Genomic DNA, 19,423 nt, shown 5'->3' on the forward strand with positions numbered 1-19,423 from the left:
AGCTTCTGCAGCAGAAACTCAGTAGAGTTTCTTGGGCAATTGCATGCTGCGGATGCGCTTGTAGTTGCGCTTGACGGCAGCAGCCTTCTTGCGCTTGCGCTCGGCAGTGGGCTTTTCGTAGAACTCGCGTGCGCGCAAGTCAGTCAGCAGGCCCAGCTTTTCAATGGTGCGCTTGAAGCGACGCAGAGCGACGTCAAACGGCTCGTTTTCTTTTACACGGATCGTTGTCATTACGTAATGGGTTCCAAAAATTGTGCTGATCACGATGCAAGGGGGAAGATCGGGCCCCACTCGCCAGATTCAGCGGTATTTCCCGTCTTAACTAGTATTGGCCGACGGGGAACTGCCAAAGAGCCTGCGATTATAACCTTTGTCTTAGGCTACGTCCAAGCGCTTTCAACCAGGCTGTTGCAAACGGGCCGCCAGCCCCTGCGCGCAGGCGAAGGCGCTGGCCCAGGCCCACTGGAAGTTGTAGCCGCCCAGCCAGCCGGTCACATCCACCACTTCCCCAATGAAATACAGGCCGGGCTGCCGGCTTTCCATGGTTTGGCTGGAGAGTACCTTGGTATCCACGCCGCCCGCGGTGACCTCGGCCTTGCGATAACCCTCGGTGCCGGTGGGCGTGAGCTCCCAGCGGTTGATGCGTTCGGCCAGCAGGAGCAGGGCCTTGTCGGATACTTCGTTCACTGGGCGGTCCCAGTTCTGGCCCAGGGCCGCACCTTGCGCTACCCAGGTGTCGGCCAGCCGGGAAGGGAGCAGGGCGGCGAGTTCGTTCGCAATGCGTTTGCGCGATGTGGCCTTGGCCTGCTGCAGGTAATCGGCCAGGGCGGTGTCGGGCACCAGGTTCAGGCGGATGCTGCTGCCTTCCTTCCAGTAGCTGGAGATCTGCAGCACGCCGGGGCCGCTCAAGCCCCGGTGGGTGAACAGCAGATCTTCACGGAACTGCATGGCCTCCTTCTTGGCGCCGGTTGCAATTTCCACCGGCAAGGACAAACCGGAGAGTTGCGCAAACGGCGCCCAGGCAGCCTCGTCAAAAGTCAGTGGCACCAGCGCCGGCCGGGTGGCCACCACCGGCAAATCAAACTGTTTGGCGATACGGTAGCCCAGGTCACTGGCGCCGATCTTGGGTATGGACAGGCCGCCTGTGGCAATCACCACTGCCTTGCAGCCGACCTCACCCTGGCTGGTATCCAGGGTGTATGGAAGATCGGCATCGGCGTGGAAGCGTACCGCCTTGAGGCTGCAGGGCTGCCAGCGCTGTACGCCGCCCTGGGCGCATTCCGCCAGCAGCAGGTTGATGATGTCTTCGGCGGAACGGTCGCAGAAGAGCTGGCCCTTGTGCTTTTCGTGGACGGCAATCTGGTGCTTCTGCAGCAGCGTTATGAAGTCGCGCGGCGTGTAGCGCGACAGGGCAGACTTGGCAAAGCGCGGGTTCTCGCTCAGGAAGTTGGCCGCTGTCACATCCAAGTTGGTGAAGTTGCAGCGCCCGCCGCCCGAGATGCGGATTTTTTCCGCCACTTTCTCGCTGTGGTCCAGCACCAGCACTTTCAGGCCCAATTGCCCGGCCACACCGGCGCAAAACAAGCCGGCAGCCCCGGCACCCACGATCACCACATCAAACTTCTGCATGGTGGGGAGCTTACCCGCCTGCGCGCTTGGCGCTGAAGCCCTGGGCCTTGAGCAGTTCCACCACACGGTCTGCGTGATCGCCCTGGATTTCCAGCGTGCCATCTTTGACGGTGCCGCCCGAGCCGCAGGCGGTGCGCAACTGCTTGCCCAGTGCCGCAAGCTCGGCGGCGGCCAGGGGCAGGCCCTTGATAACTGTTACGCCTTTGCCGGCGCGGCCTTTGGTTTCACGGCTGACACGTACATTGCCGTTGCCCAACGGCGTGGCACTGGCGGCCTTGCAGATGCATTGCGCCACAGGCTTGCCGCAACCGGTGCAGATGCGGCCGCTGTCGGTGGAATAGACCAGCGTGCTGCTGGAGGCGTTTCTTGTCATGGTGGGGCTGATTTGTCAGGCAGGGCTAGGTTTGGGTGTTTAGTATCCGACACCCGGTGGGAGCGGCGCTATATTGTGCGGGTCTTCCTGCGAATGATTGGACCCTTGTGAACAACGACATCGCCAGCTTGCAACGCATTCTTCGCCAGTACCGCACCATCGCGGTGGTGGGGCTTTCTGCGGAATGGCACCGCCCCAGCTTCTTTGCGGCCAAGTACATGCAGGAGCACGGTTACCGCATCGTGCCGGTGAACCCGCGTTACGCGGCCAGCGGCACAGCCATTCTGGGTGAGACCTGCTATGCCACGTTGGCCGATATCCCCTTTGCTGTGGACATGGTGGATGTGTTTCGCAAGACCGAGGACGTGCTGCCCATTGCGCAGCAGGCCATAGACATTGGCGCCAAATGCCTGTGGCAGCAGCTCGGTGTCAACAATGTGGAAGCAGATGCGTTGGCGCGTGCTGCCGGACTGGATTCGGTCACCAACCGCTGCGTCAAGATCGAACACGCCCGCCTTATGGGCGGTCTGAACTGGGCCGGGGTGAATACCGGTGTCATCTCTGCCAAACGCCCGGGATAAGGGGAACCACATGGCTGATCGCATCTACCAACCTGAAACCCTGACCATCCACGCCGGACAGATTCCCGACGCCGCTACCGGCGCGCGCGCACTGCCCATCTACCAGACCACCAGCTTTGTGTTTGACAGCGCCGACCACGCAGCCAGCCTGTTCAATCTGCAGACCTTTGGCAATGTGTATTCGCGACTAAGCAACCCCACCGTGGCGGCGCTCGAAGAGCGCGTCGCCGCGCTGGAAGGCGGACGCGCCGGGCTGGCGTCGGCCAGTGGCATGGCAGCGGAAAGCATGGTGCTGATGACCCTGCTGCAGCAGGGTGACCATGTGGTGGCGGCCGGTGCGCTGTATGGCGGCAGCGTGTCTCTGCTGGCGGTGAACCTGGCCAAGATGGGCATCACCACCACCTTTGTGGATGCACGCAAGCCAGAGGCCTTTGCCGCCGCCATCCAGCCCAATACCCGCGCCGTGTTTGCCGAGAGCCTGGGCAACCCCAGCTTGGCGGTGCTGGACATTGCGGCAATAGCCGATGTGGCGCATGCCCATGGCCTGCCGCTGGTCATCGACAACACGGTGCCGTCGCCATTCCTGTGCCAGCCCATACGCTGGGGCGCGGACATCGTGGTGCATTCGGCCACCAAATACCTGGCCGGCCACGGCACCACGCTGGGCGGCGTGGTGGTGGAGAGCGGCAAGTTCCCCTGGGATAACGGCAAGTTCCCCGGCATGACAGAACCTTCCGCGGGCTACCACGGCGTGAAGTTCTTTGAGACCTTTGGCGACTTTGCCTTCACCATGCGTGCCCGCATGGAGACATTGCGGGTGTATGGCGCCGCACTGGCGCCCATGGCAGCGTGGCAGATATTGCAGGGCACCGAGACCTTGCATGTGCGCATGGAGCGCCATTGCAGCAATGCGCGCAAGGTGGCCGAGTTCCTCCAGGCCCACAAGCAGGTGGCCTGGGTCAGCTACCCCGGCCTTCCAGACCACCCCGACCACGCGCTGGTGCAGAAGCAGATGCGTTCCATAGACGGCGTGCCGGGCGCGTCAGGTCTGCTGGCGTTTGGCGTCAAGGGCGGGCTGCAAGCTGGTGTGCGTTTCATCGAGGCGGCGCGCTTCATGAGCCACCTGGCCAATATCGGCGACACGCGCACACTCATCATCCATCCCGCAAGCACCACGCACCGGCAGCTGGACGAACAACAGCAGATCGCCGCCGGCGTGTTACCAGACATGGTGCGCATGTCGGTGGGGCTGGAACACATTGACGACATTCTTTGGGACATAGACCAGGCACTGGAGAAAGCAGCAAAACAATGACTTCCATATTCGACCAACACCTTGACAAGAACCCCGCCAATTTCGTGGCGCTCTCGCCCGTGAGCTTTGTGGAGCGCACGGCGGAAATCTTTGGTGACCTCACCGCCGTCATCCATGGCAAGCGCCGCTATACCTGGGCGCAGACCCGTGAGCGTTCGGCGCGGCTGGCCGCAGCCCTCAAGGCGCATGGGGTCAAACGCGGCAGCACGGTGAGTGTGATGCTGCCCAACACACCCGAGATGGTGGAGGCGCACTACGCCGTGCCCGCACTCAACGCCGTGCTCAACACGCTCAACACCCGGCTTGACCCCTGGCTGCTGGCCTGGCAGATGAACCACTGCGAAGCCAGCGTGCTCATCACCGACACCGAGTTCTCGCACCTCATGAAGGACGCGCTGCGCATGCTCAAGGAAGAGCATGGGCGCGAGGTGCTGGTGATCGACGTGTGCGACAGCGAATTCACCGGCAATGGTGAGCGCGTGGGCACGCATGAATACGAAGCCCTTCTGGCGGCTCACGAACCCTTGGCCGTGCTGCAGGGCCCGCAGGACGAGTGGGACGCGATTGCCGTGAGCTACACCTCCGGCACCACGGGCGACCCCAAGGGCGTGGTCACCCACCACCGTGGCGCTTACCTCAACGCCACTTGCAACGCCGCGACCTGGACCATGCCGCACTTTCCCACCTACCTGTGGACGCTGCCCATGTTCCATTGCAATGGCTGGTGCTTCCCCTGGACCGTGGCCATGCTGGCCGGCACCCATGTGTGCCTGCGCCGTGTGGATGCGGCCCACATCCTCCCAGCCATTGCCGAGCATGGCGTGGACCACTACTGCGCAGCTCCCATCGTGCACAACCTGCTGATAGCCGCGCCGCCCGAGATGCGCGCCAACATCCGCCACAAGGTGCGCGGCATGGTGGCAGGCGCTGCGCCACCGGCCTCCATGATCGAAGGCATGGCCCAGATCGGCTTTGACATCACTCATGTGTACGGTCTGACCGAGGTCTACGGTCCAGCATCGGTGGCCGCCAAGCGCACGCAGTGGGCCAGCGAGTCCCTGTCCGAGCAGACCCGCCTGAATGGCCGCCAGGGCGTGCGCTACCCGCTGCAGGAAGGCATGACCGTGATGAACGCCGAAGAGATGACCGAAGTCCCGGCCGACGGCCAGACCATGGGCGAGATCATGTTCCGCGGCAACATCGTCATGAAGGGCTACCTCAAGAATCCCAAGGCCACGGCCGAGGCCTTCGCCGGGGGCTGGTTCCATACCGGTGACCTGGCGGTGTTGGAGAACGACCGTTACGTCAAGATCAAGGACCGCAGCAAGGACATCATCATCTCCGGCGGCGAGAACATCAGTTCGCTAGAGGTGGAAGACGCCCTCTATCGGCACCCCGCCGTGTTGTCCTGTGCGGTGGTCGCCAAGCCCGACCCCAAGTGGGGCGAAACGCCGGTGGCCTATGTGGAAGTCAAGGACGGCGCCCGCGTCACGGCGCAGGATCTGATAGATCACTGCAAGACTTTGCTGGCGGGCTACAAGGTGCCGCGCGACATCCGTTTTGAATCCATTCCCAAGACGTCCACCGGCAAGATCCAGAAGTTCGAGTTGCGCAAGCGTGCCGAAAAGGCCATTGCATCATGAGCGAAGCAGCAGCCCTGCTGCAGGTGGCGCGCGATGCGCGCGGCGTGGTCACGCTCACGCTCAACCGTCCGCAAGCCTTCAATGCATTGAGCGAGGCCATGCTGAGTGCGCTGCAGAAAGCCACCCAGGACATTGCCGCGGACGCCTCGGTGCGCGTGGTGGTCCTGGCGGCAGAGGGCAAAGCTTTTTGCGCCGGCCACGACCTCAAGGAAATGCGGGCAGCGCCTTCGCTGGCGTACTACCGCACGCTGTTTGCCCAGTGCAGTGAAGTGATGATGGGCCTCCAGCGCCTGCCGGTGCCGGTGATTGCCCGGGTGCAGGGCATTGCCACGGCAGCGGGGTGCCAACTGGTGGCCATGTGCGATCTGGCGGTGGCTGCCGACACGGCGCGCTTTGCCACCAGCGGCGTGAACTACGGCCTGTTCTGTTCCACGCCCAGCGTGGCCCTGAGCCGCAACGTGAGCCGCAAGGCCGCCTTCGAGATGCTGGTGACGGGCGAGTTCATCAGCGCGCAGGAGGCACAGGCGCAAGGCCTGATCAACCACGCTGTGCCGGCCGAACAGCTGGATGCCACCGTGCAGAAGCTGGTGGACAGCATCCTGAAGAAGCCGCGCGTGGCCATTGAAATGGGCAAGGGTCTTTTCTACCGGCAGCTGGAATCGGGCATGGAAGCGGCCTACCAGGACGCGTTGAACACCATGGCCTGTAACATGATGGACGCCGATGCACTGGAGGGGGTGCAGGCATTCATCGACAAACGTCCACCGCAGTTTTCCTGAGCCTGAAATGAGCGCGATACGAAGCCTACTGATCTGCACGCTGCTGGCGCTTTCCGGCGCGGCGTTTGCCCAGGCGACGATGCCGTCCACCGAACAGATGATTCAGCAACTCAGGACGCCGCCGCGTCTGCGCAGCCTGCGCAATCTCACAGTGGAAGCGGTACCTGCAGACGCGGGCGGTAGCGCGGCCCAGGCGACTGGCGTCGCACAGGCGCAGGAGCGCCCCTCGTTGTCGCTGAGCATCCAGTTTGACTTTGATTCTTCCCGCATCCGTGCAGAGAGCCTCACCGCTTTGTCCAACCTGGCCTCGGCGCTGTCCTCCGACGCCCTGCTGAACTCACGCTTTGTCATCGAAGGCCATACCGACGCCAAAGGCAACGCGGAATACAACCGCAAGCTGAGCGACCAGCGTGCTGCAGCCGTGCGGGACCTGCTGGTGTCCAAGGGCATTGCGGCAGATCGTCTGGTGGCCGTGGGCAAGGGCTCCAGCGAACCCGCCAATCCGCAGGCGCCGTTGGCGGCAGAAAACCGGCGCGTGAAGATCGTCAACCTGGATTGACCGTGATCGCCTGGCTGCGACGCGCCATCGGCCAGTGGGAGAAAAAGGCTGGTGCCTGGCCCGCCGCGCGGGTGATCTGGGGACTGGCCTGCATTTTTTGCGTCTGGATCGTGCTCGATGTGTTCGTGCTGCGGTTCACCACGGGCATCTCGCCCGCCACGTTCGATGCCATGGTGCGTGCCCGTGTGCTGGTGGCGGCAGCCGACCCGCGTGTGCTCATCATCGACATTGACGAGCCCTCGCTGCAGCGCATGGCTGGCGAGTTCGGGCGCTGGCCCTGGCCGCGGGACACGCTGGCCACGGTGCTGGACTATCTGGAGCGGCAAAAACCAGCCGCCATCGTCTGGGACATCCTGTTTTCGGATGCGGACCGCATCAGCCCCGGCGGCGACGCGGCCTTCAATGCGGCAGTGTCCCGCAGCAGCCACAGCCACTTTCCTGTGGTGCGACTGTCCCCGGAAACGGACGCAAAGAGCGCCATTTCCCGCGCAGTGCTGCCAACGCTCTGGGCCGCAGAGCCCGCGGCAAACGCCTCGGCACCTGGGGCCACTGTGGCCGTGATTCCACCCGCCTTGCCCGCCATTGCCGCCTCACGCCTGGGCTACAACAACGGCTATGTGGATTCCGATGGTGTGCTGCGCCACAACCGCGCACTGGAAACCCTGCCGGACCACAGTCGTATCCAGTCCCTTGCCCTGGCAACCCTGGCCACGGTGGACCCAGATGCCTACCGACAACGCCTTGCCCAGGCGCCTGCGGCAAACGAGCAGGCCGGTGAGCTGATCGCCTGGCGCAGCAAGCCTTCGGCCTATCCGCGCGTAGGGTTTGCAGACGTATTCCAGGCCGCTGATACCGGCAAAGTCGTGACCGGCTTACCGGACTTCGCCGGCAAGGTGATCGTGATCGGCTCCGCTGCGGCTTCCTTGCACGATGTACACCCCACGTCCCTGGCGGCCGACCATCCGGGCGTGGATGCCCTGGCCACCGTGCTGGACAACGAGCTCCACCGGCGCCACCTGCGCGAGTTGCCGCGCTGGCTGGATGCGCTGATCGCCGTGGCCCTGTGCCTGGGCACTGCGCTGTGGGTGCAACACAGAAAGCTGGCCACCTTGGCCATGCCTACCCTGGTGCTGCCGGCCGGACTGCTGTTCGTCAGCTACCTTTCGCTGAATGGTTCGCCGGTGTTCGTGGACCTCAAGCTATCGGCCGCGTTGGCGTTACTGTTCATGGCACTGCTGCGCTACTGGAACGGGCTGCGGCGCAACTATTGGTGTTCGCCGCTGCCTGGCAGAGCCCTGGGTCTGTGGCCGTTGCAACGCAACAGCCCCTGGCTGGAAGGTCCGTTGGACCACCTGATTGATCTGCTGGAAAAGCATGCGCCGGATTGCCGACTGATCGTCCCGGACCTGTCGGTGCATGTGTTGCAGAAATTGCGCTGGCCGGAGTTGGGCCAGCATGCGGCCATCATTGGGCCGCAGCATAGCTTGCAGGTATTGCAGCGCGCTCTCCTGCGGGATAGGCGTTTTTCCGGTTACGCCAGTGCGGCCATCCAGCCCTTGCCGGATGGGCTGGGGCGCGCAGCGCTGGCGCAGGCGGCCCAGCGAATCTGGTCTAAGCTCGAACCCGTAAAAAAGGAAGGAACCCCGTCATGACCTTGTTACGAAACCGCCTTGCCTTGGCTTGTTTCAGCTTCGCTCTGGGGGGCTCCGCCGCAGCGGGTGCGGCCGAGCAGGGGGTGCTGGGCCTGACCCGTGCCACGGAATTGCGCGCAGACAAGTTGGCCGATGCTGCCGTGGTGCAAAACCTGTCAGTCGCCGCCACCGTGCGCCTGCTCAGCGCCGAGGGCGGCTGGGCCTGGGTCTCGGTGGTGGAGCCGGGCAACAAGGCGGTAGCTAGCGGCTGGATTCGTGCCAGCGCGCTCAACTGGAAGACAAAGGCTTCGGCCGTGAGCACGGTGGCCAGTGGCCGCGAAGTGGCAGGCAACAGCGCCATGACTCTGGGCGTGCGCATGCTGCCACCGCGCAGCAACCGCCATGCGCTCATCATCGGCATCAGCCGCTACGCCGACCCTGGCATCCCCGAGCTGCCCGGCGTCAAGTTCGACCGCCAGTCGGCCACCCAGATGGCGCAGAGCATGCAGGTGCCTACGGAGAACATCCGCTACTTGCAGGACGATCAGGCCACTGGCGACGGTATTCGCAAGGCCTTGCAGGAACTCAATGACCGGGTGCAGGAAGGCGACCGTGTGTTCATTCACTACTCGGGCCATGGCACCCGCTATCTGGACCCGGCTGCCGGCGGTTGCGTGGAGGCGCTGCTGGCCTATGACGGCGGCACGCGCGGCCAGATTTCCAACCACGAGATGGCCAGCCTGCTCTCGGGCATCACCAACAAGACCGACAAGCTGTTCGTGATGTACGACGCCTGCCACTCTGGCGGCGTGGCCCAGGCCCAGTCCACCTTGCGCACGCGCGGCATCAGCGTGCCTGGCGACGAAGGCAATCTGCGTGGCAAGTTCGTCAGTACCAATGAGGAGTGCGGCCGACCTGTGAATGTGAAGACGCGCAACCTCATCGTCGAGGCCACTGCCAAGGGCATGCTGCCGCAGGACATCATCCACCTGAGCGCCTCGCGCGACAACGAGATCAGCTTCGACGACGAAGCCAAGGGCGGCCTGGCAACCCAGTACATGCGTGACTGCATGCTGCGCGATGCCAAGGACCTGGACAACTCGGGTTCCATCAGCATCGATGAAATACGCCAATGCGCGCAGGAAAAGATCAACCAGCGCATGGCCACCAGTACGGTCTTCAAGCCACACAACCTGGTACTCAACGGCAACACCGAGTTCGTTCCAGCCTGGTTCAGCCAGCCTGCGCTTGCGCCGGTGCTGGCCGCGCCTTCCCAGGCAACCGCACCGGCAGCCACGACTGCGGCCCAGCCGGCGCCAGTCGTGGTTGCAGCGCCGCCCTTGACCGGCGAGCAGGCACTGAAGCTCATGTATGCCCAGCGCGACGCCAAGCACGCGGTGCAAGCCAGCGTCGGCCAGAGCCGCCTGAAGATCGGCAAGGATGCCTTGGACCTGTCGGTGCAATCGGACAAGGCGGGCTATGTCTATCTGGCACTGGCAGGCTCGGACAACCAGTCGGTCTACCTGCTGTTTCCCAACGACCTGGATCAGAACAACCGCATCGAGGCAGGGCAGACGTTGCAGTTGCCGCGCCCGAACTGGCGCGTGAAGGCGGGCGGCCCTGAAGGCATGGACAATCTGCTGGTGGTGGTGGCGGATGCGCCGCGTGACATCAGCGCGCTGGCGGCTTCCAAGGCCGGGCCGTTCATGGTGTCGCTCAATGACGCCAAAGGCCGCGCCCAGTTGGGTGCCTTGCTTACCAGCGCCAAGGCCAATGCCGCCTGTGATGGGGCTATCCGGCGCAGCAATAGCGCGTTGTGTTCCGACGCCTACGGGGCAGCCCTTCTGGCCATCGAAGAAAAACAATAAGGTACACGGACGCCCCAATGCGCGGCGGAGCACTGGCAAACGCTAGTTGGTGCCCATGACGCGGTTGAGCGCCGCGGTGTAGACGTGGTAATTCTTGTTGGACGGGTTGAGCTGGCGCACCCGGTCCAGCAGTTCGCGCGCTTCTCCGGCGATCTGGTGGTTGCGGCCTTCCTTGCTGAGCAAGGCAATGAGCAGGCCGCACAGGTTGATCAGGATGACTTCGTTGTTCGGCAATTTCTCTGCCGCCGTGCGCAGCCGGTTGACCCCCGCCAGCAGGTCGCCCTGTTTGGCCAGCGTCACGCCTTCGTTGTTGATGCCCACCACCTCGCCGCGTGATTCGGCAATCAGTGCCTGACCTTCTGCGACTAGGCCATGTTCTTCGAAGATGGCGGCAATGCTGTTGGATAGCTCCTGGTTCTCGTGGTTGTTGCGCACCACGTCCTTGAGCAGGCTGCAGGCCTTGTCTTTCTTGCCCAGCCTGAACAGGGAGTCGGCCACTTCCAGTGCCACATCGGCGCCCACTTTGCCTGCGGCCTTGTCGATCAGTTTCTCCGTTTCCAGCAGGGCGGCCTGGGCCCGGTCTGCCTGCCCCATGTCCTGGTAGATCACGCTTTCCGCCGCGGCGGTCTGCAGTGCCGCTTCGGTGTTGTAGCGGAATTCCTTCTTGCTCTGGGCCAGCGTCTTGAGTGCGTCCTGCGGTGCGCCCTGCTCAGAAAGCACCCGGGCCAGACGCGTGTAGGCCGAGGCAGACTTGTGTGGAGAGAACTCGCTGATACGGATGGTCTTCTCGAAGGCGCTGCGGGCCACATCCAGAGCGCCGTTCTTGAGTGCCGTGTCACCCAGCAGCTTTTGCCGCGTGGGCGAGTTGGGGGAGAGCCGTGCCGCATCCTGCAACACCGTTTGCGCGGTCTGGTGGTCGCCTTGCATGATGCAGGTCTTTGCCAGCCAGTCCGACGCTTCCATGAACACTTCGTTTTGCTCCAGCACGCTCTGGAACATCTCCCTGGCCTGGGCGTATTTCTTGTCGTGAAAGTACACCTTGCCCAGTCCGGTCTGGGCCCAGGGCACTTCACGCGTGACCAGCACCGACTCAAACAGGGTGGTGGCCGCCGCGTAGTCGCCCATGGCCAATAGCAGTTCGCTCTTGATGCGCAGGATTTCGTGTGGGTTGATGGCGTTGGACCTGAGCTGCTGGTCACATTGCGCCAAGGCGTCGGCGTAGTTCAAGGCCTTGACCGAGGCTTCGATGGGCGCCAGGGACTGTTTGCGCGCCAGCAGCTTTTCCAGACGGTTTTCCAGCATGGCCTGGCTGATGGGCTTGAGCAGGTAATCGTCGGGACGAATTTCGGCGGCGCCCATCACCATCTCGGGGGTTTTTTCCGCAGTCACCATGACCCACACGGTGGAGACGCCCACATGGTTCTTGAGTTTGGCCTCTTCCAGGATGTGCTGGCCGTTGGCGCCTTCGCCCAGGTTGTAGTCACAGATGACGATATCAAAGCGGTTGGCCGCCAGCAGTTGCAGTGCGTCGCGGCCGTTGCTGGCGGTGTCAATCGCCGTGACGCCCATGGAGGAGAGGAACTCGCGCAGCATGGTACGCATGCCCTGGAAGTCATCGATGATCAGTATGCTGGCTTGTCGAAGTGCGAGGGACATGGTGCAAGTATCTTCGCAGGCGCTTCTATGGCAGAGTCAGCACGAAACATCCGCCGCCCAACGTGCCCCCGTTTTCAATGCGCAGTTGTCCGCGCGCACCTGCGTTCTTGTGCAGATGGGCGACTTGCCGGGAGAAATGCAGACCCAATCCGGTGCTGCCGGTTGAGAAGTTGACCCCCTGGTCACTGCCCGCGTCGCCGCTGTGCAGCATGCTGTCGGGGTAGCCCGTGCCGTTGTCTTCCACCCGCAATTCCAGATGTTGCGGATGCTGGCGTGCGGTGATGCGGATGGCGTCGCGGGTGTGCTGGTAGGCGTTGTTCAGCGCATTGAGCAGCACGCCCTTGACCAGTTCCTTGTCCAGATACCAGAAGCACTCGGGTGCGCAGTCCACCGACACGGCAATGCCTTTGCTGTGCATCATGAACTGGTTGTGCAGCACGGCCTCTTCGATGACATCGGATACGCGGTGCTGGGTGATGTCAAGCGGATAGCTGGCGTCGCCCAGTTTGTACAGACTGAGCAATTCCATCAGCCCCAGGCTCATGTGGTTGGTCTGGTAGATGACCTGTCCGAGCTTGTCGAAGGTGGCCGTGTCTCCCCGATCCTGGCAGTCGCGGGCAATCTGTTCCAGGGCGCTGACCTGAAGATTGAGGGCGTTCTTCATGTCGTGGATGGAAGATGCCATCAGGTCGGCAAAACGGAATTCGTCGGTCACCATGTTGTGGGTTGGTGCAGCGGGCGATGTCGCACATCGCTGCGGGCATTCTTTTTGTGCGAATGACATCCAGGTTTTATCAATGACTGATACTAAACCGGCAATGGCGCGCTGACCAGCGCCAGCGCCCGCTTGGCGCCATTTGCCGATCAAATGGCGCGTCGGCGTGGTGCCAATTGCACAGTAACATTCCCCACCCCGCAAATATTTGGCTGTGGGGACCATTTTTGAGACGACTTCCCATAACAACGAGAGCAGAGACTATGAACCCCGGTAGGCCTTTCACCCCTGGCGTCCTTCCCCTGAACCGTCGCACCTTGCTGGGAGCCGCCGCTGCAGGCGCCCTGGGTGCCGCCGGCCTGCCCGCCCGGGCTTCCGGCAAGGTTCTGCTGCGCATCTCCACCCCCGCCGTGCCCGATGACTGGCACGCCAAGATGTGGACTGTGTTCAAGGACACCCTGGAAAAAAGCGCGCCGGGTGAATTCGATGTGCAGATCAACCTGAACGCGTCCTTGTTCAAGCAGGGTGCCGAGCCTGCGGCCATGGCGCGCGGCAACCTGGAGCTGACCACCGTATCGGCGCAGGACATTGCTAAGCTGGTGCCGGAGTTTTCCATCTTCACTGCCGGCTACATCGTGCGCGACCCGGCGCAGCAGCAGAAAATTTTCAACGGCCCCATAGGCGCTGAGATGTTCAAGCTGGTGGCCGACAAAATGGACATCACCCCCTTGTCCACCTGCTACTACGGCACGCGCCAGCTCAACCTGCGCGAGGTACGCAACGTGCGCACACCGGCGGACCTCAAGGGGATCAAGCTGCGCATGCCAGGTTCCAAGGAGTGGCTGTTCCTGGGCGAGGCACTGGGCGCCACGCCCACGCCGCTGGCTTTTGGCGAGGTCTATCTGGGCCTCAAGAGCGGCACCATCGACGGCCAGGACAATCCCTTGCCCACGGTCAAGGCGGCCAAGTTCTACGAGGTGACCAAGCAGCTGGTGCTGACAGGCCATCTGGTGGATGCGCTGTTCATTTCCATCTCCAACAAGGTGCTGGCTGCTCTGTCGCCGGCCCAACGGCAGAAGGTGCAAGCTGCGGCTCAAGCCGCTGCCACCTACAACAACGACAACCGACTGAAGGAAGAGGCCGAGCTGGTGGCCTTCTTCAAGAAGGAAGGTTTGCAGGTCAGCACGCCCGATCTCGACGCATTCCACAAGACGGTGCAGTCGGCCTACCAGAACTCGGATTACGCCAAGATCTGGCCCAAGGGCCTGCTTGAGCGCATCAACGCGACCAAGTGAAGGCGCTGCGCATGCTGCAGGCTGCCGCCCGGGTTCTGGGCGGCGGTCTGTTCCTGATGTTGTTCGTGGTCTTCATTGCCCAGGTGGTTGCGCGCTTTGGCTTCAACAAACCGTTGCCCTGGACCGATGAGGCGGCGGTGGTGCTGTATGTGTGGGTCATTCTGTGGTCCGCCGCTACCGTGGTGCCCGAGCGCGAGCATGTGGTGTTTGACCTGGTCTGGAACATGGCGGGGCGCCGCACGCGCCTGGTCATGCGCATCCTGGGCAACCTGATGGTGGGTGGGCTGGCGGCAGCTGCCGTACCTGCCACCTGGGACTATGTGCATTTCATGCGGCGCGAGAGCACACCGGTACTGGGCATCAGCTTCATGTGGGTGTTCATGCCCTTTGTGATCCTGATGGTGGCGCTGGTGTTGCGCAGCGTCTGGGCCATCTTCAACGCGTTGCGCGGTCAGGGGCTGCACACGGAGTTGCACCTGTCATGAACCACGCATTGACTGCACTCGGCCTGGTGCTGGTGGGGGGCATGCTGCTGCGCATGCCGATTGGCTTTTCCATGCTGGCATCCGGCGTGGCGTATCTGCTGGTCAAGGGGCAGGACCTGGGCCTGGTGGCCGAGCAGGTGGGCAATGGCCTGTACAACAGCTATGTGCTGCTGGCAGTGCCGCTATTTGTGTTTGCCGCCAACATCATGAATGCTGGCACGGTGAGCGAGCGCATCTTTGATTTCTGCCGCATTCTGGTGGGGCGTATGCGGGGCGGGCTGGCGCAGGTGGATATTCTGGTCAGCGTCATCTTCTCCGGCATGAGTGGCAGTGCCATTGCCGACGCGGCCGGCCCGGGGCTGATCACCATCCGCCAGATGCTCAAGAAGCCGGAGTATTCCCCCGGCTTCGCAGGCGCCGTGGTGGTGGCCAGCGCGACCTTGGGGCCCATCATTCCGCCCAGCATTCCGATGGTGATCTATGCGCTGGTGTCGGGTGCCTCGGTGGGAGCGCTGTTTCTGGGGGGCGTGGTGCCCGGTGCCCTGATGGCCATCCTGATGATGCTGGTGGTGCACTGGATTGCCACCAAGCGCAACATGCCGCGTGAAGACAAGATACCGCTGCGTGAGTGGCCCGCCATTCTGTACCGCGGTGCCTTGCCGCTGTCCATGCCGGTGGTGCTGCTGGGCGGCATCTATTCCGGAGCCTTCACGCCCACCGAAGCGGCGGCCGTGGCAGCCCTGCACGCCTTGATCCTGGCCGGTGTGATCTACCGTGCGCTGAGCTGGCGAACGTTCTGGGGCGTGGTGATGGAGTCCACCCGCGGTAGCGCCGTCATCACGCTGATCCTGGCCGGCTCCTTCATGCTGAACTACGCCTTTACGTCTGAGGGCGTTCCCCAGGCCATGGCGACCTGGGTGGATGGCATGCACCTGTCCCAGCTGGGCTTCTTGCTGCTGGTCAATCTCATGTTTCTGGTGCTGGGGTGTTTTCTGGACGTGTCGGTGCTGTTGCTGGTGTTTGTGCCTATGCTGCTGCCTGCAGCCAAGTTGCTGGGGGTGGATCTGGTGCACTTCGGGGTGCTGGTGGTGCTCAACATGATGATTGGCCTGATCCATCCGCCATTTGGCATGCTTTTGTTCGTCACCAAAGCGCTTACCGGCATCCCGATTGGCGAGATGATGAAGGAAGGCTGGCCGTTCCTGGTCATGCTGCTGTTGTTGTTGCTGGCCATGACGGTGTTTCCGCAGATCGTGCTGTGGCTGCCGCAGACCATGGGCTACGCCACGCACTGATGAATAGGCTGTTGGCCGACGCTGAAAGGATGGGGACGATGAAGATTCTTGTTGCCATGGTGTTGCTTGTTACGGCCCTGACGAGCCAAGTGGCGCTGGCGGCAGAGGCTGCATTGCCCAAGCGCGATCTCACGGTGGAGCTGCGCCAGATCGAGGAGGGCAATGAGGGCGGTTCCCACTATTCAGCCGGTGGCTCCGATGCCGCGGCCTGGGAGCCGCAGATGGTGCAGGTGCGCAATGGTGAGAAGGCTCAGTTGCGCATGCAGGACGCCATCCCCATGCAATGGACGCAGTCGGTCAGCACCGCGACGCTGCCCTTGAGCAACACCAATGCATCCAGTTCCAATTCGAACGGCGGCGCCAACGCCGTCAGCGTCAACAACGCACTGACCTGGTTCGACGCCGGTCAGAGCATCACCGTGCAGCCCAAATGGCCGGGTGGCAACAAGCCCGCGACGGTGGAGATCGAAGTGCAGCGCACTTCCGTTGGCCAGCGCATGGGGGCGGACCTGCCCACGCAAACCCGCAACAGCATGTCCACCACGGTCACGCTGCCCCTGGCCGAGTGGGTCACCATTGCTGCGACGGGCCGGGCGCCCAAGCTGGGCACCTACAGCAGCGAGTCGGGGCTGCAGGTGCGCCGCTTGTTGCAGGTGCGCGTGATGGCGCCGTAACCACTAAGCCCTCAGGTTTACGAGTGAAGAAGTACCTATAATTTCGGTTCTAGTCGCCAATTTGGCGATAACTTTTTGGTCTCTAAGGGCATCAAAAAGTTCAGGGAGTTTGCCGCGGCTAGCCCGTGCGCACCAACATACAGCCTGAAGGTCGTTCTGATCTTCATCTTCCAATATTCGTCTTTGCTGAACGGCGCGTGTGCGACGTCTGGCTCAACCTATGGAGTTCGTATGTCTGGATTGCTCACCGCCGCCCGGCCGCTCACCATCAAAAGCCCCGCCATCCCAGATTTGGCAGGTACACCCGCGCAGGTCCCCTTGAAGCTCGAAGGTGTTGAAGGCATCAACAGCCTCTTTGACTACAAACTCAGCTGCGCATACTGGTCCTGCGCCTGTTCGAGCCGTTGGGTGGTCTCCCCCATGTCCTTGGCGTGTCCCTGGGCGCCTTGTCTGGCTTCGGTGCTGATAAGCATGCCATCCTTGGCTCTGACAACACCGTGACCATCCGTCCTGAGCTCAAAGCCTTCTCCCCGTGGGTCCTTTCTTCCTTGGTTGTCCTCCATGCGGGTGATGTGGCCCAGGCTCAGACTGCTGTGCTGGTGGTCACTCTTGAGCTGGGCCTGGATCTTCTGCTCTGTGTCATCCAGGATCAGGTGGTTGCTGCGCCCGGCTGCGCTGTTGCCTCCGCCTGGGGTGAGTTCACGGCTTCTGAAGCCGGACAGGGCTTGTTGGTCTGGCATGCTCCAGGGCGGCATGTTGGCTGCGTTGTGCAGGCTGCCGGTGACGATGGGCAGGTCCGGGTCACCGCCCAGGAAGTCCACGATGACTTCCTGCCCTATGCGCGGGGTGTTCATCGCTCCCAGTTGGTTGCCAGCCCAAGGGTGAGAAACCCGTAACCAGCAGGAGCTGTTCTGGTTTCTGGCGCCATAGCGGTCCCAGGGGAACTGCACCTTGATACGGCCCAGGGCGTCGGTGTAGAGGTTGGACTCTGCGGTATCCGAGCCGGGGCCTACGACCAGGGCGGTTTCGGGGCCGCCGGTCTTGGGTTTGCGCTGAGTCACCGCCGGGCGCAGGGCTTCTGTTGTGGGTTGTACCTCGAATTGCACTTGCACGCGCCACTGCCCCGAGAGACGCTGTGCGTCGGAGAGTGCAGATATAGCATCCCCCGCAAGGGCAGCGGCACCGCCCAGGGGGCTAGCCGATTTTGCGGTACCACGCATGAGGCCAGCCCCCTGGGCGGTGCCGCTGCCCGGGGTACGCTGCGAGTCCTCCCCCACGTTCTCGATGACCAACCGGGTATCGAGCACGATGTATTCAGTGTTGGCCGATTCTTTGGGGTGTTCTGTGAGATGAAAGGTGCAGCCCGGCACGATGCCACGCACATGGCCCACACCGCGCACAGACCCGGATGCTGAGTACGACCTCTACAAGGAAGCCAACACCCGCCACAACAGCCTAGGCGCCACCGACAAGGCCACCAGCAGCCCCAGCGGCTGGTACGAACTGCTGCGCTTTGGCCGCAACCTGGGACGCAGCGCCACGGACAAAGACCCCTTGCCCACAAACGCCGTCCACTGGCGCAGAATAGTGACGCCCACGGGGGAACTGTGGGCAGACCTGAACGCAGACGGCACTTACAAGTTCAGCGATGCAGACTTCCCCGCCATCATGGGTTGGAACTGCTTTGGTGATGATGAAAAGCCCCAAGACCAACGCTGCGACAGCGCCAAGCTCAAAAGGCTGCTGATCAGTGACATCCAAGGCATGGACGAGCGGGCCAAGGCACTCCAAGACCCCTTGTTCCTCTTCCGCCAAACACGCCTAGAAAGCATTGCCGCCAAGCTACACAAAGCCATTTGCAGATTCCCCAGCGAGTTTGACCAGGAAACGATGGACGCTCGCTACGGGCACATCAAGGAGGAGGGGTACTTCAAGAGTGATGCGTCAGGAAAGAACTGGAAGGCGCTGAGCGAGCACATCAAGGCACTGACTGTCACGGACCTGCCTGACGAATACAAGAATGCACAGTGGCATTTGCATCCATTGGCGTTTATTGAGCAGATGAGGAAGTGTGGGTGGTTGAGTAAAAATGAGCTAAAGCAGATGGTGCCAGTCAAAGTCATTCGGCATCAGAAATACAGAATCAATCAATCCAGCCCGTTGGAGCTCCGCTATCACTGGGAGGGAGTGAACTTCACTGCAGCAAGCGCTTTGATCGATGTACAGTGCCTGCCGCTCAACCGCATGATGCGCAAGTTTGGCATCACGACGCCTAAGCGTCAGGCATCGTTCTTGGGCAATGCGATACAAGAAACCGCATGGCTGAGGGCCTTGGAAGAAGGTAGCCCAACTGGCTACTGGTATGCGCCATGGTTTGGGCGTGGCTTCTTGCAGCTAACGCACGCGAGCAACTACATTGAATACTGGCGCTGGATCGGTCGTACTGTGCCTGAAACACTCAAAACCGCTCTGCAGAACGCCGCCACTCAGGCCCACAGTGTCAACAGCAATGCTGGTTTGCAAGACCAGCACTTCCCGGCGCTCACTCAGGAAATGAGAAGGTGGCGTGACCATGTTGCGGATAGAACATTCAACGATGCAGCCAACAGCGCGGGCTTCTACTGGGCAATGAATGACGCCAATCGCAATGCTGACGGTACGCATGTGTTGGAACGTCAAACCGTAACTCAGTACGCGACACCTCACGCTACGTTGAGCTATTACCGCAGCGTGTCATTCTGGGAGGCGTGTGCCAAGGTCAATCTACCGGGAGCCGTCAATTCGCTGTGGAGTTTAAGCTTGAATGGCTTTGTGGACAGGTGTTGTGCTTATACGCAGGCGCTGATGGTGCTCAGCGAGATGCAATTCCCCACCGCAAGTGGCACCTCGTTTCTGCCCGAAACCATGACGCCACAGAGGGTTTGA

18 protein-coding genes are annotated in these 19,423 nt (G+C 62.2%); 12 read left to right on the forward strand and 6 right to left on the reverse strand.

All coding sequences use genetic code 11. The annotated features are described in order from the left end of the window. Nucleotides 1–18: 18 nt before the first annotated feature. The 3 genes from rpsU to AC1RMF_RS18465 form a co-directional block, all read right to left on the reverse strand. A complete protein-coding gene (gene rpsU / locus AC1RMF_RS18455) occupies nucleotides 19–231 on the reverse strand; it encodes a 30S ribosomal protein S21 (protein ID WP_006296472.1) in 213 nt (70 codons plus the stop codon). A 165-nt stretch (nucleotides 232–396) separates the two neighbouring features. Further along, nucleotides 397–1,629: a BaiN/RdsA family NAD(P)/FAD-dependent oxidoreductase gene (locus AC1RMF_RS18460; RefSeq protein WP_493143400.1), complete on the reverse strand. Its 1,233-nt coding sequence runs from the start codon at nucleotides 1,627–1,629 to the stop codon at nucleotides 397–399. Nucleotides 1,630–1,639: 10 nt separating this feature from the next. Continuing rightward, the gene (locus AC1RMF_RS18465; protein ID WP_493143402.1) at nucleotides 1,640–2,002 is read right to left on the reverse strand and encodes a translation initiation factor Sui1; all 363 of its coding nucleotides are present in this window, start codon (nucleotides 2,000–2,002) and stop codon (nucleotides 1,640–1,642) included. Between the two features lie 107 nt (nucleotides 2,003–2,109). Here AC1RMF_RS18465 and AC1RMF_RS18470 point away from each other — a divergent pair, with 107 nt between their 5' ends. Genes AC1RMF_RS18470 through AC1RMF_RS18500 form a run of 7 tightly spaced genes read left to right on the forward strand, consistent with a single transcriptional unit; the run spans nucleotide 2,110 to nucleotide 10,378 of the window. Further along, a complete protein-coding gene (locus tag AC1RMF_RS18470) occupies nucleotides 2,110–2,583 on the forward strand; it encodes a CoA-binding protein (RefSeq protein ID WP_493143404.1) in 474 nt (157 codons plus the stop codon). A gap of 10 nt (nucleotides 2,584–2,593) precedes the next feature. Then, nucleotides 2,594–3,898: an O-acetylhomoserine aminocarboxypropyltransferase/cysteine synthase family protein gene (locus AC1RMF_RS18475; RefSeq protein ID WP_493143405.1), complete on the forward strand. Its 1,305-nt coding sequence runs from the start codon at nucleotides 2,594–2,596 to the stop codon at nucleotides 3,896–3,898. Further along, nucleotides 3,895–5,541 carry an acyl-CoA synthetase gene (locus AC1RMF_RS18480; RefSeq protein ID WP_493143407.1) on the forward strand — a complete coding sequence of 549 codons (1,647 nt, stop codon included), beginning with the start codon at nucleotides 3,895–3,897 and terminating at the stop codon, nucleotides 5,539–5,541. The genes AC1RMF_RS18475 and AC1RMF_RS18480 overlap by 4 nt, the downstream gene beginning before the upstream one ends. Further along, complete coding sequence (locus AC1RMF_RS18485) at nucleotides 5,538–6,320, forward strand: enoyl-CoA hydratase (RefSeq protein ID WP_493143409.1); 783 nt, start codon at nucleotides 5,538–5,540, stop codon at nucleotides 6,318–6,320. Before AC1RMF_RS18480 ends, AC1RMF_RS18485 begins: the two co-directional genes overlap by 4 nt. Before the next feature lie 7 nt (nucleotides 6,321–6,327). Continuing rightward, entirely contained in the window at nucleotides 6,328–6,879 is a 552-nt protein-coding gene (locus AC1RMF_RS18490) for an OmpA family protein (RefSeq protein WP_493143411.1), read from the forward strand. Between the two features lie 2 nt (nucleotides 6,880–6,881). Further along, nucleotides 6,882–8,531: a CHASE2 domain-containing protein gene (locus AC1RMF_RS18495; protein ID WP_493143412.1), complete on the forward strand. Its 1,650-nt coding sequence runs from the start codon at nucleotides 6,882–6,884 to the stop codon at nucleotides 8,529–8,531. Beyond that, nucleotides 8,528–10,378 carry a caspase family protein gene (locus AC1RMF_RS18500; protein ID WP_493143414.1) on the forward strand — a complete coding sequence of 617 codons (1,851 nt, stop codon included), beginning with the start codon at nucleotides 8,528–8,530 and terminating at the stop codon, nucleotides 10,376–10,378. The genes AC1RMF_RS18495 and AC1RMF_RS18500 overlap by 4 nt, the downstream gene beginning before the upstream one ends. Nucleotides 10,379–10,420: 42 nt before the next feature. On the opposite strand, the gene AC1RMF_RS18505 is transcribed toward AC1RMF_RS18500, so the two are convergent. Together AC1RMF_RS18505 and AC1RMF_RS18510 are read right to left on the reverse strand one after the other, a co-directional pair. Next, nucleotides 10,421–12,034 (reverse strand): response regulator, encoded by a 1,614-nt coding sequence (locus AC1RMF_RS18505; protein WP_493143416.1) that lies wholly within the window; start codon nucleotides 12,032–12,034, stop codon nucleotides 10,421–10,423. A gap of 25 nt (nucleotides 12,035–12,059) precedes the next feature. Further along, nucleotides 12,060–12,752: a sensor histidine kinase gene (locus AC1RMF_RS18510; protein ID WP_493143422.1), complete on the reverse strand. Its 693-nt coding sequence runs from the start codon at nucleotides 12,750–12,752 to the stop codon at nucleotides 12,060–12,062. 260 nt (nucleotides 12,753–13,012) lie between these two features. On the opposite strand from AC1RMF_RS18510, the gene AC1RMF_RS18515 reads away from it, so the two are divergent. The 4 genes from AC1RMF_RS18515 to AC1RMF_RS18530 are packed head-to-tail and all read left to right on the forward strand — an operon-like array spanning nucleotide 13,013 to nucleotide 16,498. Then, nucleotides 13,013–14,044, forward strand: a complete 1,032-nt coding sequence (locus AC1RMF_RS18515) for a sialic acid TRAP transporter substrate-binding protein SiaP (RefSeq protein ID WP_493143425.1) — start codon at nucleotides 13,013–13,015, stop codon at nucleotides 14,042–14,044. Then, entirely contained in the window at nucleotides 14,041–14,529 is a 489-nt protein-coding gene (locus tag AC1RMF_RS18520) for a TRAP transporter small permease (protein ID WP_493143427.1), read from the forward strand. The genes AC1RMF_RS18515 and AC1RMF_RS18520 overlap by 4 nt, the downstream gene beginning before the upstream one ends. Continuing rightward, nucleotides 14,526–15,824: a TRAP transporter large permease gene (locus AC1RMF_RS18525; protein WP_493143428.1), complete on the forward strand. Its 1,299-nt coding sequence runs from the start codon at nucleotides 14,526–14,528 to the stop codon at nucleotides 15,822–15,824. The genes AC1RMF_RS18520 and AC1RMF_RS18525 overlap by 4 nt, the downstream gene beginning before the upstream one ends. Before the next feature lie 38 nt (nucleotides 15,825–15,862). Beyond that, entirely contained in the window at nucleotides 15,863–16,498 is a 636-nt protein-coding gene (locus tag AC1RMF_RS18530) for a hypothetical protein (RefSeq protein WP_493143430.1), read from the forward strand. Between the two features lie 359 nt (nucleotides 16,499–16,857). On the opposite strand, the gene AC1RMF_RS18535 is transcribed toward AC1RMF_RS18530, so the two are convergent. Further along, nucleotides 16,858–17,805: a type VI secretion system Vgr family protein gene (locus tag AC1RMF_RS18535; RefSeq protein WP_493143431.1), complete on the reverse strand. Its 948-nt coding sequence runs from the start codon at nucleotides 17,803–17,805 to the stop codon at nucleotides 16,858–16,860. A 64-nt stretch (nucleotides 17,806–17,869) separates the two neighbouring features. Here AC1RMF_RS18535 and AC1RMF_RS18540 point away from each other — a divergent pair, with 64 nt between their 5' ends. Beyond that, a complete protein-coding gene (locus AC1RMF_RS18540; RefSeq protein ID WP_493143433.1) occupies nucleotides 17,870–19,423 on the forward strand; it encodes a hypothetical protein in 1,554 nt (517 codons plus the stop codon).

Source organism: Rhodoferax sp. GW822-FHT04A08, from assembly GCF_058801025.1.

Bases quoted from the DNA above. Each gene is read 5' to 3' on its own strand.
- rpsU (WP_006296472.1), bottom strand. From the start codon at position 231: ATGACAACGATCCGTGTAAAAGAAAACGAGCCGTTTGACGTCGCTCTG.
- AC1RMF_RS18460 (WP_493143400.1), bottom strand. From the start codon at position 1,629: ATGCAGAAGTTTGATGTGGTGATCGTGGGTGCCGGGGCTGCCGGCTTG.
- AC1RMF_RS18465 (WP_493143402.1), bottom strand. From the start codon at position 2,002: ATGACAAGAAACGCCTCCAGCAGCACGCTGGTCTATTCCACCGACAGC.
- AC1RMF_RS18475 (WP_493143405.1), top strand. From the start codon at position 2,594: ATGGCTGATCGCATCTACCAACCTGAAACCCTGACCATCCACGCCGGA.
- AC1RMF_RS18480 (WP_493143407.1), top strand. From the start codon at position 3,895: ATGACTTCCATATTCGACCAACACCTTGACAAGAACCCCGCCAATTTC.
- AC1RMF_RS18485 (WP_493143409.1), top strand. From the start codon at position 5,538: ATGAGCGAAGCAGCAGCCCTGCTGCAGGTGGCGCGCGATGCGCGCGGC.
- AC1RMF_RS18490 (WP_493143411.1), top strand. From the start codon at position 6,328: ATGAGCGCGATACGAAGCCTACTGATCTGCACGCTGCTGGCGCTTTCC.
- AC1RMF_RS18500 (WP_493143414.1), top strand. From the start codon at position 8,528: ATGACCTTGTTACGAAACCGCCTTGCCTTGGCTTGTTTCAGCTTCGCT.
- AC1RMF_RS18505 (WP_493143416.1), bottom strand. From the start codon at position 12,034: ATGTCCCTCGCACTTCGACAAGCCAGCATACTGATCATCGATGACTTC.
- AC1RMF_RS18510 (WP_493143422.1), bottom strand. From the start codon at position 12,752: ATGGTGACCGACGAATTCCGTTTTGCCGACCTGATGGCATCTTCCATC.
- AC1RMF_RS18515 (WP_493143425.1), top strand. From the start codon at position 13,013: ATGAACCCCGGTAGGCCTTTCACCCCTGGCGTCCTTCCCCTGAACCGT.
- AC1RMF_RS18525 (WP_493143428.1), top strand. From the start codon at position 14,526: ATGAACCACGCATTGACTGCACTCGGCCTGGTGCTGGTGGGGGGCATG.
- AC1RMF_RS18530 (WP_493143430.1), top strand. From the start codon at position 15,863: ATGAAGATTCTTGTTGCCATGGTGTTGCTTGTTACGGCCCTGACGAGC.
- AC1RMF_RS18540 (WP_493143433.1), top strand. From the start codon at position 17,870: ATGCCACGCACATGGCCCACACCGCGCACAGACCCGGATGCTGAGTAC.